Source organism: Enterobacter sp. CFEC122 (genome assembly GCF_052983755.1).
The window spans coordinates 112,870-126,624 of the sequence record NZ_JBRIQR010000011.1; the positions used below are offsets into that span (position 1 = coordinate 112,870).

At 61.0% G+C, this 13,755-nt stretch carries 14 protein-coding genes; 7 read left to right on the top strand and 7 right to left on the bottom strand.

Translation table 11 applies throughout. The features are described 5' to 3' along the window. Positions 1-7: 7 nt before the first annotated feature. The 4 genes from astB to astC are packed head-to-tail and all read right to left on the bottom strand — an operon-like array spanning position 8 to position 5,055. Positions 8-1,333: an N-succinylarginine dihydrolase gene (gene astB, locus ACVCAM_RS10140; RefSeq protein WP_021241067.1), complete on the bottom strand. Its 1,326-nt coding sequence runs from the start codon at positions 1,331-1,333 to the stop codon at positions 8-10. Then, complete coding sequence (gene astD, locus ACVCAM_RS10145; protein ID WP_025911699.1) at positions 1,320-2,807, bottom strand: succinylglutamate-semialdehyde dehydrogenase; 1,488 nt, start codon at positions 2,805-2,807, stop codon at positions 1,320-1,322. The genes astB and astD overlap by 14 nt, the downstream gene beginning before the upstream one ends. Then, on the bottom strand, positions 2,804-3,838 hold the full coding sequence (gene astA / locus ACVCAM_RS10150; protein ID WP_025911700.1) for an arginine N-succinyltransferase: 1,035 nt from the start codon (positions 3,836-3,838) through the stop codon (positions 2,804-2,806). Before astA ends, astD begins: the two co-directional genes overlap by 4 nt. Beyond that, the gene (astC, locus tag ACVCAM_RS10155) at positions 3,835-5,055 is read right to left on the bottom strand and encodes a succinylornithine/acetylornithine transaminase (protein ID WP_008500687.1); all 1,221 of its coding nucleotides are present in this window, start codon (positions 5,053-5,055) and stop codon (positions 3,835-3,837) included. Before astC ends, astA begins: the two co-directional genes overlap by 4 nt. Before the next feature lie 433 nt (positions 5,056-5,488). Between astC and xthA the strand changes: the two genes are divergently transcribed. The 6 genes from xthA to ACVCAM_RS10185 all read left to right on the top strand — a co-directional run bounded on the left by xthA (position 5,489) and on the right by ACVCAM_RS10185 (position 11,664). Then, the gene (gene xthA, locus ACVCAM_RS10160) at positions 5,489-6,295 is read left to right on the top strand and encodes an exodeoxyribonuclease III (protein WP_032667291.1); all 807 of its coding nucleotides are present in this window, start codon (positions 5,489-5,491) and stop codon (positions 6,293-6,295) included. A 69-nt stretch (positions 6,296-6,364) separates the two neighbouring features. Next, positions 6,365-6,985, top strand: a complete 621-nt coding sequence (locus ACVCAM_RS10165) for a TVP38/TMEM64 family protein (RefSeq protein WP_407223791.1) — start codon at positions 6,365-6,367, stop codon at positions 6,983-6,985. Between the two features lie 15 nt (positions 6,986-7,000). Continuing rightward, positions 7,001-8,161, top strand: a complete 1,161-nt coding sequence (locus ACVCAM_RS10170; RefSeq protein WP_407223789.1) for an ABC transporter substrate-binding protein — start codon at positions 7,001-7,003, stop codon at positions 8,159-8,161. Continuing rightward, the gene (locus ACVCAM_RS10175) at positions 8,134-9,663 is read left to right on the top strand and encodes a thiamine ABC transporter permease (protein WP_407223265.1); all 1,530 of its coding nucleotides are present in this window, start codon (positions 8,134-8,136) and stop codon (positions 9,661-9,663) included. Before ACVCAM_RS10170 ends, ACVCAM_RS10175 begins: the two co-directional genes overlap by 28 nt. Beyond that, entirely contained in the window at positions 9,663-10,283 is a 621-nt protein-coding gene (locus tag ACVCAM_RS10180) for an ATP-binding cassette domain-containing protein (protein ID WP_008500693.1), read from the top strand. Before ACVCAM_RS10175 ends, ACVCAM_RS10180 begins: the two co-directional genes overlap by 1 nt. Positions 10,284-10,356: 73 nt before the next feature. Next, positions 10,357-11,664, top strand: a complete 1,308-nt coding sequence (locus ACVCAM_RS10185) for a sulfurtransferase (RefSeq protein WP_023327155.1) — start codon at positions 10,357-10,359, stop codon at positions 11,662-11,664. Here ACVCAM_RS10185 and ACVCAM_RS10190 read toward each other — a convergent pair. Together ACVCAM_RS10190 and ACVCAM_RS10195 are read right to left on the bottom strand one after the other, a co-directional pair. Beyond that, entirely contained in the window at positions 11,661-12,278 is a 618-nt protein-coding gene (locus ACVCAM_RS10190; RefSeq protein WP_023327154.1) for a CDP-alcohol phosphatidyltransferase family protein, read from the bottom strand. The genes ACVCAM_RS10185 and ACVCAM_RS10190 overlap by 4 nt on opposite strands. Further along, positions 12,271-12,840 (bottom strand): carboxymuconolactone decarboxylase family protein, encoded by a 570-nt coding sequence (locus ACVCAM_RS10195; protein WP_023327153.1) that lies wholly within the window; start codon positions 12,838-12,840, stop codon positions 12,271-12,273. The genes ACVCAM_RS10190 and ACVCAM_RS10195 overlap by 8 nt, the downstream gene beginning before the upstream one ends. 75 nt (positions 12,841-12,915) lie before the next feature. Here ACVCAM_RS10195 and ACVCAM_RS10200 point away from each other — a divergent pair, with 75 nt between their 5' ends. Continuing rightward, positions 12,916-13,332 (top strand): pyrimidine (deoxy)nucleoside triphosphate diphosphatase, encoded by a 417-nt coding sequence (locus ACVCAM_RS10200; RefSeq protein WP_023327152.1) that lies wholly within the window; start codon positions 12,916-12,918, stop codon positions 13,330-13,332. On the opposite strand, the gene ACVCAM_RS10205 is transcribed toward ACVCAM_RS10200, so the two are convergent. Beyond that, entirely contained in the window at positions 13,292-13,570 is a 279-nt protein-coding gene (locus tag ACVCAM_RS10205; protein ID WP_023327151.1) for a DUF1496 domain-containing protein, read from the bottom strand. The genes ACVCAM_RS10200 and ACVCAM_RS10205 overlap by 41 nt on opposite strands. Positions 13,571-13,755: the final 185 nt, after the last annotated feature.

Genomic DNA, 13,755 nt, shown 5'->3' on the forward strand with positions numbered 1-13,755 from the left:
CACTCCTTTAGCGCTGGAACGGATAAACCGATCCCAGCTGCAGGATTGTCGACAACGCGTCCAGCGCCTCGCGACCTTCGCGCAGAAGCTGCGGGTCAACCAGATCGGCCTGCGTTAGACGGTCGCGATAGTAGCGATCGACCCAGTCATTCAGGCGCGTAAAGAGCGTATCGTTCATCATGACCGCCGGGTTAACCGCCTGCATTTCGTCCTGAGTCAAGACCACGCGCAGACGTAAACAGGCTGGACCACCGCCGTTGGCCATGCTTTCACGCAGGTCAAACACGCGCAGTTCGTCAATCGGGTTATCCGCCTTCACCAGCTCGGTCAGGTAGCGCCATACGCCCTGATGATCCCGGGACTCCTGCGGCAGGACCAGCATCATGCTGCCGTCATCGCGGCTGAGCAGCTGGCTATTGAACAGATACGTTTCAACCGCGTCCTGCACGCTCACCGCCTCCGTTGGCACCTGGACAGGCGTGAAGCCGCGCACGCGCTCATGCAGCGTGGCGAGCAGCTTTTCCTGATGGGCAAACGCCTGCTCGTGGCAGAACAGCACCTGGCGGTTAGAAACGGCAATCACGTCGTTGTGGAACACGCCCTGGTCGATCACATGCGGGTTCTGCTGGGCAAAAATTACCTGGGAAGGATTCACCTGGTTAAGGCGGGCAACCGCCTGGCTGGCCGCCAGCGTCTGACGGGCAGGATAACGGGTTGGCGCGACGTGGCCCCCCTCTTCTCGCCCGTAAATAAACAGCTGCACACCCGGCTCGCCATAATCGCCCCCCAGGCGGTTATGGTTGGCCGCGCCTTCGTCGCCAAACATCGCCACCTGCGGCAGGGCCTGATGCACCGCGAAATGGGCATCCTGGTTGAAAATGGCGCGCAGCACGCGCTCGGTGGTTTCCGCTTCGGTGGCGCGGTGAAACTTGTTATTCAGGTTCGCCACCGTCAGGTGGACTTTGCCATCCAGCGTATCGGCTGACGGCGCGACGGTTGCCGCGTTGGCGACCCACATCGAAGAGGCGGAGCTTGCCGCCGAGAGCAGGTGCGGCGTCTGCGTCCCCGCTTTTTCGACCACCTGCTCATCGGTACCGCTAAAGCCGAGCTGACGCAGCACCGCCACGTTCGGACGCTCCTGCGGCGGGATCACCGCCTGTGGGAAACCGGCATCCGCCAGCGCTTTCATCTTAAGCAGCCCCTGCTTCGCCGCCAGCTTCGGGTTGGAGACCTGAAAGCGGTGCTTCGTGGAGGCTTCATTACCAAAAGAGAGACCGGCGTAGTGGTGCGTCAGCCCCACCAGCCCGTCAAAGTTGACTTCACGCGCTTTCATGACGGTCCCCTCCGGTAAAGTCCAGCCCCGGATTAAGCGTCTCCGGCAGCGTCAGCGCCGGGGTTTCCAGGCTCGCCATCGGCCATGCGCAGTAATCGGCGGCATACCACGCGCTGGCGCGATGGTTCCCCGACGCGCCCACGCCGCCGAACGGCGCGGTGCTCGCGGCCCCGGTCAGCGGTTTATTCCAGTTCACAATCCCGGCGCGCGCTTCCAGCAGCAGTTGGTCAAACTTCTCGCGATGCGGCGAAATCAGCCCGCTCGACAGACCGTAGCGGGTGTTATTGGCCATTGCGATGGCGTCGTCAAAATCGTCATAGCGCCAGACGCACAGCAGCGGGCCAAAGACCTCTTCATCCGGCACGTTGCTCGCGCCGCTCATTTCAACGATGCCCGGCGTCAGCAGCGAGGCACCCGGCTGAACCTGTTTCGGTTCGAGCAGGGTTTTCGCGCCGCGCGTGAGGTGGTCCTGCCAGGCCTTCAGCACGTTCAGCGCGGCCTGCTCGGAAATCAGCCCGCCGATAAACGGCTGCGGATCGGCATCCCACGCGGCTGGCACCAGACGCGCGCTCACCTCAACCAGACGTTTGAGGAACGCATCCCCCTGCGCGCCCCGTTTCACCAGCAGGCGGCGGGCGCAGGTGCAGCGCTGTCCGGCGGTAATAAAGGCGGACTGAATCGTCAGGTGCACCGCGGCGTCGATATCGTCAGGGTCTTCCACAATCAGCGGGTTGTTGCCGCCCATCTCGAGAGCAAGGATTTTTTCCGGCTGCCCCGCCAGCTGGCGATGCAGCTGATAGCCCGTCCCGGCGCTGCCGGTAAACAGCAGGCCGTCGATATCGCTCAGCGCGCTCAGCGCCTGGCCGGTTTCGCGTCCGCCCTGCACCAGGTTCAGCACGCCCGGCGGCAGGCCAGCCTGTTCCCACAGCTTAACCACCGCCTCGCCGGTTAATGGGGTGAGCTCGCTCGGCTTGAAAATCACGGTATTGCCCGCCAGCAGCGCGGGCACAATGTGGCCATTCGGCAGATGCCCCGGGAAGTTGTACGGACCAAACACCGCCAGCACGCCGTGCGGACGGTGGCGCAGCGTGGCCGCGCCGTCCGGCATCTCGGTGTGCTGTTCGCCGGTGCGGGTGTGGTACGCCTTCACCGAAATGGCGACTTTGTTGATCATCGCTGTCACTTCGGTTGCCGCTTCCCAGCGCGGTTTACTGGTTTCAGACGCGATGATGCGCGTCAGTTCGGCCTTATTTGCCTCCAGCAGCCCGGCAAACTTTTCAACAAGCGCCTGGCGCACGTCGAAAGGCTGTTTTGCCCATGCCGGGAACGCGCGGCGAGCGGCATGGCAGGCCTGTTCCACCTGCGCGGCGCTGGCGTCGTTCCCCTTCCAGAGCACCTCTTTTCCTACCGGATTGGTCTTTACGCGCTGTTCGCCTTCGCCCGTGACCCAGTCACCGTTAATCCATAATGTCATACTGTTTTCTCCTCAGGGCAGAGACGCACCAGGCGAACCTTATCGCCGGCGTTACATTTCAGGGCATCCAGTTCTGCAGCCGTCAGCACCAGACGTTCACATTTCGGGTTGGTCCGCACCAGCATCGCACGGAAGTTGGCGTAATTTTCGTTCGCCACCAGGCATGCCGGCCAGTCGCCCGGCGCGGGTTGGCCTTCAGAGACCTCAACCAGCCGGCTTTTACGGATAGCGCGCACGCGGTCGATATCGCACTCAAGCGTGGGCCCGCCGTCAAAGATGTCGACATAGTTGCGGTAGCGGAACCCTTCTTTCTCCAGCACCGCGCGGGCAGGCGCGGTTTGCGGATGCACTTCACCGATCACCGCCTGCGCTTCCGGGCTGAGGAAATGGGTATAGATAGGATGCTTCGGCATCAGTTCGGCAATAAAGGCTTTCTGACCCGTGCCGCAGAGATAGTCCGCCCGGCTAAACTCCATCGAGAAGAAGCGCTCGCCCAGGCTCTCCCAGAACGGTGAATAGCCGGTGTCGTCGATCACGCCGCGCATCTCCGCAACCACCTTTTCGTTAAAGCGATCGCGGAAGGCGGCCATAAACATAAAGCGCGATTTGGAAAGCAGGTAGCCGTTGCCCTCCTTGCGCCACGCCGGGTCGAGGAACAGCGTGCAAAGCTCGCTGGCGCCCGTGTGGTCGTTGCAGAGGAACAGCGTCGGCAGCGCGTTATAGACGTTCAGCTCTTTCGAGGCATGAACCATGGTGCCGACGCGGTAGTTGTACCACGGGTCGTTAAGCCCGACGGCCACTTCAATGGCGCAGATCCCGGCCACGGTCCCCGTGTCGGTGTCTTCCAGCACGAACACATACCCCTGTTCGCTTTTTGGCAACGTCCCCTGCCAGGTTTGAAGGGCGCGCTCAATGCGCGCCGACAGCGTTTTTTCATCGGCAGGAAGCGAGGTCAGCCCGCCTCCCGTCTTACCGGCAAGCTGCATGAGCCCGGCGAGATCGCCGCGCTCAACGGGACGGATGACCATCATGATGACACCCCGGATTTCACCTTTTCACACGCCAGCGCAAAGCGGTCCAGACCGGTTTGCACCTCTTCCTCGCTGACAATCAGCGCGGGAGCAAAACGCACGACGTTGGCACCGGCAATCAGCACCATCACGCCCACTTTTGCCGCTTCCTGTGAAATAAGTTTAGCTTTTCCGGCAAACTCAGCGGTGAGCTCGCAGCCGATTAACAGCCCCAGGCCACGAATTTCTTTAAACAGGCCAACCTTGCCGTTGATGGCATTCAGGCGCTCAACAAACCAGTCGTGGCGCTGCTTAACGCCCTTCAGCACCTCAGGGGTATTAATGATGTCGAGCACCTGACCGGCAACGGCGGTGGCCAGCGGGTTGCCGCCGTAGGTGGTACCGTGGGTGCCGACGGTCATCACGCTGGCGAATTTATCGGTAGTCAGCGTTGCGCCAATCGGGAAGCCGCCGCCCAGCGCTTTGGCGGTCGACAGCACGTCCGGCGTGACGCCGTAGTGCATATAGGCATACAGCTCGCCGGTGCGGCCCACGCCGGTCTGGACTTCGTCGAAAATCAGCACCGCGTTATGACGATCGCACAGCTCGCGCAGCCCCTGCAGGAATTCTTTTTTCGCCGGAAGCACGCCGCCCTCGCCCTGCATCGGCTCGACGATCACCGCACAGGTGGTGTCGTTAATCAGCTCGCTGGCAGACTGCAGATCGTTATAAATACCGTGACGGATATCCGGCGGCAGCGGTGCGAAATCCTGCGAGTAGGAAGGCTGGCCACCCGCGCTGACGGTAAAGAGCGTGCGTCCGTGGAAGGCATTTTTAAACGCCACGATACCGCTCTTGTGGGTACCAAACTTATCGTGCGCATATTTGCGCGCCAGCTTCAGCGCCGCTTCGTTGGCTTCCGCCCCCGAGTTACAGAAAAAGACTTTTTCGGCAAACGTCGCGTCGATCAGTTTTTTGGCCAGGCGCAGCGCGGGCTCGTTGGTAAAGCCGTTGCCGGTATGCCAGAACTTCGCCGCCTGGTCATTGAGCGCCTGACGCAGCGCCGGGTGCGCATGCCCCAGCGCGTTCACCGCAATCCCACCGGCAAAGTCGATATACTCTTTACCCTGCTGATCCCACAGGCGCGAGCCTTCCCCACGAACCGGAATAAAAGCCGCCGGAGCGTAAACCGGCATCATCCATTCATCGAAATTTTCACGCGTAATTGACAGAGACATAGCGACCTCATCCGGTAAATAAAAGGTTATTTGAATGTTAAATAATTGAGTGTTTGCACTGTGAATGTAGATTGCAGCCTTCGTGCCAGCCAGCGATAAAAATGCATAAACGGGTTGAGGTAACAGAATATCAATGAGTTACAACATGGAGTTATTCACTATTAGTGCATAAAAAGTGAATATTTTTACGACAAGCGGCGCTTTGCCGCATGAAAATCAGAAAGAGTATGCACAGGCCAAATATAATTCTGGAATTGTGATCGCTCGCGAAATTTATCGGCCATTTACGCCCTCTTTGGGGGCGAAGCGCGTCAGAATGGTGCAAATATTGCACCACCGGCATTATCTGTTGCAGTTATTGGTCGAAGCCGGTAACAGTTGACGCAAATTCTGCTACCATCCTTGCACTATTCACCTTGCACTGGCAGCGACTATGAAATTTGTCTCTTTTAATATCAACGGCCTGCGTGCCCGCCCTCATCAGCTTGAAGCTATCGTTGAGCAACATCAGCCAGATGTGATCGGCCTGCAGGAGACAAAGGTTCACGACGACATGTTCCCCCTCGAAGAGGTGGCGAAACTCGGCTACAACGTCTTTTATCACGGCCAGAAAGGTCACTATGGCGTCGCGCTGCTGACCAAAGCGCCACCGGTTTCCGTGCGTCGCGGCTTCCCGGGCGACGGTGAAGAAGCACAGCGTCGCATTATCATGGCAGAAGTCCCTTCTGCGATCGGCAATATCACGGTCATCAACGGCTATTTCCCGCAGGGTGAGAGCCGTGACCATGAGACCAAATTCCCGGCTAAAGCGAAGTTTTATCAGGATCTGCAGGACTACCTGACCACCGAACTCAAAAAAGAGAATCCGGTGCTGATCATGGGCGACATGAATATCAGCCCGACGGATCTCGATATCGGTATTGGCGAAGAGAACCGCAAACGCTGGCTGCGCACCGGCAAATGCTCCTTCCTGCCGGAAGAGCGTGAGTGGATGGAGCGCCTGCTGGGCTGGGGCCTGGTGGATACGTTCCGCAATGCCAACCCGGAAACGCAGGATCGCTTCTCCTGGTTTGACTACCGCTCCAAAGGCTTTGACGACAACCGCGGCCTGCGTATCGATCTTCTGCTCGCCAGTACACCGCTGGCCGAACGCTGCATCGAAACCGGGATCGACTACGACATCCGCAGCATGGAAAAACCGTCTGACCACGCGCCGGTGTGGGCTAAATTCAAGCTGTAATGACGCGTGAACCTTTCAAAAACACTCTTCCTGTGCGCCCTTCTGGGCGCCTTTATTCTGGCGTTTATCATGCTTCCGCCGGGAACCCTCTCCCTGGAAGGGATTAAAACGCACCAGCAGGCATTACTCTCCTATGTCGACCACGCGCCGCTGCGCAGCGCGCTGATCTTTTTTGCGGTCTATGTGGCGGTCTCCGCCCTCTCGATCCCCGGCGCGGCGGTCCTGACCCTGCTGGGCGGGGCATTGTTTAGCCTGTGGGAAGGCACCGTGCTGGTCTCCTTTGCCTCCACGCTCGGGGCCACGCTGGCGATGCTCGCCAGCCGCTATCTTTTGCGCGACTGGGTGCAACGGCGGTTTGCCCGGCAGATGAGTACGGTGAATACCGGCATGGCGCGCGACGGCGCGAACTTTCTTTTTGCCCTGCGCCTGATGCCGCTGTTCCCGTTTTTTCTGGTGAATTTGCTGATGGGGCTGACCCGGATTGGGGTATTTCGCTACTGGTGGGTGAGCCAGGTCGCCATGCTGCCCGCCACGATTATCTTTCTGAACGCCGGGCGCGCGCTGGGAAAAGTGACCTCGCTGCGCGATATTTTGTCGCCGGGCACGGTATTCGCCTTTACACTACTGGGGTTATTACCGCTGGTCACCCGCCGGCTGTTTTCCCGTTTTCTCCCGTCTGCTAAAAAGTGAGGCATTATGCGCCGTGTGCGTTTTTGCACGTTTCTGACCGGTCTGCTGCTGGCAGCCCCCCTATTTGCCGCCGACGGCTGGCAGGCCATTCAGCAACAGGCCAAAGGCCAGACCGTCTGGTTTAACGCCTGGGGCGGCGATCCGGCGGTCAACCGCTATCTGGAGTGGGTCAGCGGCGAGATGCAAACGCACTATGCCATTACCCTTAAAATTGTCCCGCTGGCGGATGCTGCCGACGCGGTAAAACGCATTCAGACCGAAGCCGCCGCGGGACGTAAGACCAGCGGCTCCGTCGACCTGCTGTGGGTTAACGGCGAGAACTTCCGCACGCTGAAAGAGGCAAACCTGCTGCAGACCGGATGGGCGCAGACGTTGCCCAACTGGCGCTATGTTGATACCCGCAAGCCCGTCACGGAGGATTTTGCTATCCCCACAGACGGCGCGGAATCGCCGTGGGGCGGCGCGCAGCTGACCTTTATCGCCCGCAAAGCCAGCATGCCGACGCCGCCTGTGGATCCTCAGGCACTGCTGGCGTACGCGCAGCAGCATCCCGGCAAGATCAGCTATCCTCGCCCGCCCGATTTTACCGGCACGGCATTTCTTGAGCAGCTGCTGATGACGCTAACCGCTCACCCGGAGGCGCTGCAAAAGGCCCCCGATAGCACCTTTGCCGAGGTCACGGCCCCGCTCTGGGATTATCTGGACACGCTCCACCCGCTGCTGTGGCGCGAAGGGAAAGATTTTCCCCCTTCTCCTGCACGGATGGATGCCCTGCTTGCCAGCGGCAGCCTGAATCTGTCGCTGACCTTTAACCCGGCCCATGCGCAGCAGAAAGTGGCGAGCGGCGAACTGCCCGCCGACAGCTATAGCTTTGGTTTTCAGGGCGGGATGCTCGGCAACGTCCATTTTGTGGCGATTCCGGCCAACGCCAGCGCGAGCGCGGGGGCGAAAATGGTCGCCAATTTCCTGCTGTCGCCGCAGGCGCAGATCCGCAAAGCTGACCCGGCCATCTGGGGCGATCCGAGCGTGCTGGATGCGAAAACGCTGCCCGAAGAAGAAGCCAGACAGCTGCTGGCCCACACGACTCAGGGGCTGCCGAAGGTGCTTGCCGAGCCGCAGTCCGCCTGGGTGAACGCGCTGGAGCAGGAATGGCTGCGTCGTTACGGCACCCGCTGAGCGGGCTCGTCCGGCTGGCGATGGCGGTGATTTATCTGCCGATCCTGCCCGCCGGCGCCATGCTGCTTGCCCCGGCGTTTTCGGTGACAAACTGGCAGCGGCTGCTGAACGATCCGCAGCTCCCGCAGGCGGCCGTCGCCACGCTGGTCTCAACGCTCATCGCCACGCTGGGGGCGTTGTTCATTGCCCTTCTCCTCGTCAGCCTTCTCTGGCCCGGAAAACGCTGGCGACGTCTCACAACCCGTCTGCCGTGGCTGCTGGCGATACCCCATGTGGCGTTCGCCACCGGCGCGCTACTGCTGTTTGCCGAGGGCGGACTGTTTTATCAGGTCTGCACCGTCTGTTCGCCGCCGTTTGACCGCTACGGTGCCGGGCTGGGGCTGACGCTCGCGCTCAAAGAGAGCGCGTTTGTCCTGTGGGCGATTTATGCCGTACTGCCGGAAAAACGGCTCGCGCAGCAGAAGATCGTCCTGCAGACGCTCGGCTACGGGCGTTTTCAGACGCTGAGCTGGCTGATTCTGCCAGCTATCGCGCCCGTCCTCGGGGCAGTCATGCTGGCGGTGCTGGCATGGTCGCTGTCGGTCGTGGACGTGGCGATCGTTCTCGGGCCCGGCAACCCGCCTACCCTGGCCGTGCTGGCCTGGCAGTGGTTAAACCAGGGCGACGCGCAGCAGCAGGCAAAAGGGACGCTGCTGTGCCTGCTTCTCCTTCTGCTGCTGGCCGCGCTTGCCGCTCTGGGATACGGACTCTGGAAGGCATGGGTTCGCACACTTGCGGACCTCACCGGAACGCGTCCCCGGTCGCAGCGCGTCCGGCCTGAGCGGGCACTGAGCGGGTTTCTGCCCGCCTGCGGCGTCCTGTGCGCCGCAGTACTGCTGATGCTGGCGCAACGGGATGACGTTGGCCCGGTGGGAACCAGCCTTTCCTTCGGTCTGCTTTCAGCCCTGATTGCCCTGGTCGTCGGGTTACTCTGGCTGGAGTGGGGCCCGCAGCGCGGCACGCTGTGGGTATGGTTACCGCTCGCCCTTCCGGCCCTCCCGCTCGTCACCGGCCAGTATGCCATTGCGTTGCACCTGGGCATCGACGGGCACTACGCCGCCGTGCTCTGGAGCCACCTCCTGTGGGTATTGCCGTGGATGCTGCTGGTGCTGCAACCCGCCTGGCGCCGGATCGATCCCCGGCTTATTCTCACCGCCAGAACCCTCGGCTGGCGACGGACAAAAATCTTTTTACTGCTGAAATGCCCGCTGCTGGTGCGCCCTGCGCTACTGGCCTTTGCCACCGGCTTTTCCGTCAGCATGGCGCAATATATGCCGACGCTGTGGCTGGGCGCGGGGCATTTCGCCACGCTGACCACCGAAACCGTGGCGCTCAGCAGCGGGGGCAGCATCCCGATTCTCGCTAACCGGGCGCTGGGATTACTGCTGGTCACGGGCACGGTATTTGGTCTTGCCGCCCTGCTATCCCGGCTCGTGGGCCGCTACCGACAAGGGTTACGTTAATGCTGAAGGTAAAAAATCTCACCATCGAACCGCTTTTCCGCGAGGTCAGTTTTTGCGTGCCCCGCGGGGAGATCGTCACCCTGATGGGGCCGTCCGGCAGCGGAAAGTCGACCCTTTTTGCCTGGATGGTCGGCGCGCTGTCAGACGATTTCCAGGCGCGGGGCGAACTGTGGCTCGACGCGCGTCGCTGCGACGCGCTTCCCGTGGAGTCCCGCGGGCTGGGTATTCTCTTTCAGGATGCGCTGCTGTTCGACCAGTTCAGCGTCGGGCAAAATTTGCTGCTGGCGCTGCCCGAGCGCATCGCCGGGCGCGCGCGTCGGGAGGCGGTCGCGCAGGCGCTGGATTCCGCCGGGCTGAGCGGCCATTACGCCAGCGATCCGGCCACCCTCTCCGGCGGGGAGCGTGCCCGGGTCAGCCTGCTGCGGGCCCTGCTCGCGGAGCCGCAGGCGCTGCTGCTGGATGAACCGTTCAGCCGCCTCGATAAAGCGTTACGCGCCACGTTTCGGGCATGGGTATTTGACGCCGTCCGCGCGCGCAATATTCCGGCGGTGCTGGTCACGCACGATGAGGACGATATTCCACCCGGCGGCGAGCTGATTGAGATTTCTCGCTGGCAATAATGTGCTAACGCAATGTTTTCCGATTCGGGAGAGACGACAATGCCCCCCTCTTTTACTGACGTCAGGTTATTCGATGAAACGTGTTTCTCAACTGACCGCGCTGGCCCTGCTCTGCGGCCTCGCTTCCTTTTCCTCGCTGGCGGCTGATATGCCCAACGCCATCACGCTGTCTCAGCTTCAGGCACAGCACGGCACGCCTGTCGACACCCGCGCCAGCGCCTTCTATAACGGCTGGCCGCAGACGCTCAGCGGCCCCTCCGGGCATGAACCCGCCGCGCTCAACCTTGCTGCCGCCTGGCTCAGCGCCATGAGCGACGAGCAGATTGCGCTGTGGGCAAAACAGCATCAGCTTACCCCTGCGACGACCATCGCCCTGTACGGCGACGAGAACGATAACCAGGCGGTGAAAGCCCGCCTGGAGAAAGCCGGATACCGCCACGTTTCGCTGCTCAGCGATGCTCTGCAGACGCCCGAGCGCCTTCAGCGCCTGCCTCACTTTGAACAGCTGGTTTACCCGCAGTGGATCCACCGACTCCAGCAGGGTAAACCCGTGGCTGCCGCACCGGCGGGCGACTGGAAAGTGATTGAGGCCGCCTGGGGTGCACCGAAGTTTTACTTGCTGAACCACATTCCCGGCGCGGGCTATATCGACACCAACGAGGTGGAAAGCGAACCGCTGTGGAATAAAGTCTCCGACGACAAGCTGAGAGCGATGCTGGCGAAGCACGGGATCCGTCACGATACCACCGTCATTTTGTATGGCCGCGACGTCTACGCCGCCGCGCGCGTGGCGCAGATTATGCTGTATGCGGGCGTGAAGGATGTGCGTATTCTCGACGGCGGCTGGAAGGCGTGGTCAGATGCAGGCCTGCCGGTTGAGCGCGGTACGCCCGGTAAAGTGACGCCCGCCCCCGATTTCGGCGCGCCGATCCCCGGTCAGCCGCAGCTGATGGTGGATATGGAACAGGCGCGCGGCATGCTGCACCGTCAGGATGCCTCTCTGGTCAGCATACGCTCGTGGCCGGAGTTCATCGGCGAAACCAGCGGCTACAGCTACATCAAGCCAAAAGGTGAAATTGCCGGTGCCCGCTGGGGTCACGCGGGCAGCGATGCCACCCACATGGAGGATTTCCATAACCCGGATGGCACCATGCGCAACGCTGACGACATCGCCGCCCAGTGGAAGCGCTGGAATATTCTGCCGGAACAGCACGTCGCGTTTTACTGCGGCACCGGCTGGCGGGCGTCTGAAACCTTTATGTACGCCCGGGCGATGGGCTGGAAGAATATCGCCGTCTATGACGGCGGCTGGTACGAATGGAGCAGTCATCCGCAGAACCCGGTGACGACCGGTGAGCGCGGGCCTGAAAGTGCGCGCTAAGGGTTAAGTGACTTCAGCGTCACGTAGCCGCTCCAGATGCGCGTTGTGGTGGTCAGCCAGCACAGCGCGCCGAATACCCACGCGAAGAGCGTAAAGTGCGCAGGAAAAAGGCAGCACAGCACAAACAGCACGATGGTCTCCGTCCCTTCCGTTAACCCGCCGATGTAATAAAACGACTTGTGCGCATAGCCGGGGTTGTCGATGTCGTGCTTCGCGGCCAGGGCCGCGAACGCCAGAAAACTGCTGCCGGTCCCGATAAACGCGAACAGCAGCCAGGCGGCCGCCAGCGCATTTTCCGCCGGTGCTGCCAGCGCAAAGCCAAACGGCACCAGGGCGTAGAACAGAAAGTCGAGCGCGATATCGAGAAATCCCCCCGCATCGGTCAGGCCTCTGCGGCGCGCCAGCGCCCCGTCCAGACCGTCCAGCAGGCGGTTAAGCACGATGGCGACCAGCGCCGCCGGATACCAGCCGAGGGCCAGAAACGGCAGCGCCAGCACGCCGATGGCAAACCCTGTCAGGGTCAATCCGTCTGGCGTGATGCCCGGCCTGTCCAGCACGGAGACCAGACGATTCAGAGCCGGTTTTATCCGCGGGTGAAAATGGCGATCAAGCATGGGGCGTCTCGTTAAAGGTGGCGCATAGCCCCTGCGCCGGAATATCCAGCGCGGCGTTAAAGCGGGCAGAGAGATTCTGAAAGGCAATGAGCGCCGTCATCTCGGTGATGGCGTCATCCGTAAAGTGGCGCTTCAGCGCCGTTCTGATGGCCTCATCCGCCCGGGGCGGCGTGGCGGTCACCGCCTCGGCGTAGGCCAGCGCCGCGCGCTCCTGCTCCGTGAACAAGGCGGATGCCTGCCAGTCGCTCACGGCCTGCACCTTTTCCAGCGCACCGCAGCGCTCGGCCAGCCGCAGGCTGTTGGCATCAATACAGAAAGCGCAGTGGCAGAGCTGGGACACCCGCGTCATGAGCAGCGAACGCAGCACGGGTGACAGGCGCGCGCGACGACGCTCCAGAAAACCGACGAACAGCGCCACCAGCCAGAACAGACGCGGCATGCGCCCCCACCAGCGCGTGGGATTCAGCACGGCGCCAAAATGCTTTTTCTGCATCACGGCAATGGGTTTAAGGCTGGCGGGAAGGGATTCGATAGGGGCAACCCAGGCGGTAGTCTCTTTCACCTGATTCTCCTGATAGCTGGACTCTGAGAAAGGGCACGATAATATGTCTTTTTTCGCTATCAATTATTGACGACCATGCTGAAAACACTCGATGTCGTTGCCGCCATCATCGAAAAAGACGACAAAATTTTACTGGCGCAGCGCCCTGCCCACGCCGACCAGCCTGGCATGTGGGAATTTGCTGGCGGCAAAGTCGAGGCAGGTGAAACCCAGCCCGAGGCGCTTATCCGCGAGCTGCGTGAAGAGTTAGGTATTGAAGCGCGGCCTGCGCAATACGTGGCAAGCCACCAGCGCGAAGTCTCGCAGCGCTTAATCAACCTGCACGCCTGGCACGTTCCTGCGTTTAGCGGTGCGCTCACGGCGCACTACCACAGCGCACTGGCGTGGTGTACGCCTGAAGAGGCGTTTGGCTATACCTTAGCCCCCGCGGATATTCCCCTGCTGGAGGCGTTTATTGTTTTACGCGACGCCAGACCAGCGGGTTCGTGCTGATGGCGCGCTCGTCGCGCTGGCACTGCAACAGCACGCCCTCCGCCTTCACGACGGCCCCTTCCGAGTAGTTTTGATTCTGATAGATGCAGCACTGATTACAGGGTTGCACCGTTTGATTCTGGCCGCTGGAGGTAAACACTTCCGGCGGCACATTCACTTCCACATCCGGGCGAATGCGTTCAGCCTGCGCGCCTGCGGTAAAAATCGCACATAATGCGGTAAGTACATAACGGTTCATAGACACATCTTCCTGTTGTTCCCTTGATAATGACTATAACGGTAAACCCGCGCGGAACCTTTAATTTATCTCGTCATCGCTTTTGGTTATGACGCAGCACCTGTCATTAATTTCCCTTTCGTCCTGAATTTCTGCTTGCCACACAAAGCGGTACGGGTGGTATAGTCAAAAAAACAACACAAAAC

What these genes read in the sequence shown, in the direction of transcription:
- ACVCAM_RS10165 (WP_407223791.1), top strand. Translation starts at nt 6,365, where the DNA reads ATGCTTCCGCCGGGAACCCTCTCCCTGGAAGGGATTAAAACGCACCAG.
- ACVCAM_RS10205 (WP_023327151.1), bottom strand. Translation starts at nt 13,570, where the DNA reads ATGAACCGTTATGTACTTACCGCATTATGTGCGATTTTTACCGCAGGC.
- astA (WP_025911700.1), bottom strand. Translation starts at nt 3,838, where the DNA reads ATGATGGTCATCCGTCCCGTTGAGCGCGGCGATCTCGCCGGGCTCATG.
- astC (WP_008500687.1), bottom strand. Translation starts at nt 5,055, where the DNA reads ATGTCTCTGTCAATTACGCGTGAAAATTTCGATGAATGGATGATGCCG.
- xthA (WP_032667291.1), top strand. Translation starts at nt 5,489, where the DNA reads ATGAAATTTGTCTCTTTTAATATCAACGGCCTGCGTGCCCGCCCTCAT.
- ACVCAM_RS10180 (WP_008500693.1), top strand. Translation starts at nt 9,663, where the DNA reads ATGCTGAAGGTAAAAAATCTCACCATCGAACCGCTTTTCCGCGAGGTC.
- astD (WP_025911699.1), bottom strand. Translation starts at nt 2,807, where the DNA reads ATGACATTATGGATTAACGGTGACTGGGTCACGGGCGAAGGCGAACAG.
- ACVCAM_RS10175 (WP_407223265.1), top strand. Translation starts at nt 8,134, where the DNA reads ATGGCTGCGTCGTTACGGCACCCGCTGAGCGGGCTCGTCCGGCTGGCG.
- astB (WP_021241067.1), bottom strand. Translation starts at nt 1,333, where the DNA reads ATGAAAGCGCGTGAAGTCAACTTTGACGGGCTGGTGGGGCTGACGCAC.
- ACVCAM_RS10185 (WP_023327155.1), top strand. Translation starts at nt 10,357, where the DNA reads ATGAAACGTGTTTCTCAACTGACCGCGCTGGCCCTGCTCTGCGGCCTC.
- ACVCAM_RS10200 (WP_023327152.1), top strand. Translation starts at nt 12,916, where the DNA reads ATGCTGAAAACACTCGATGTCGTTGCCGCCATCATCGAAAAAGACGAC.
- ACVCAM_RS10190 (WP_023327154.1), bottom strand. Translation starts at nt 12,278, where the DNA reads ATGCTTGATCGCCATTTTCACCCGCGGATAAAACCGGCTCTGAATCGT.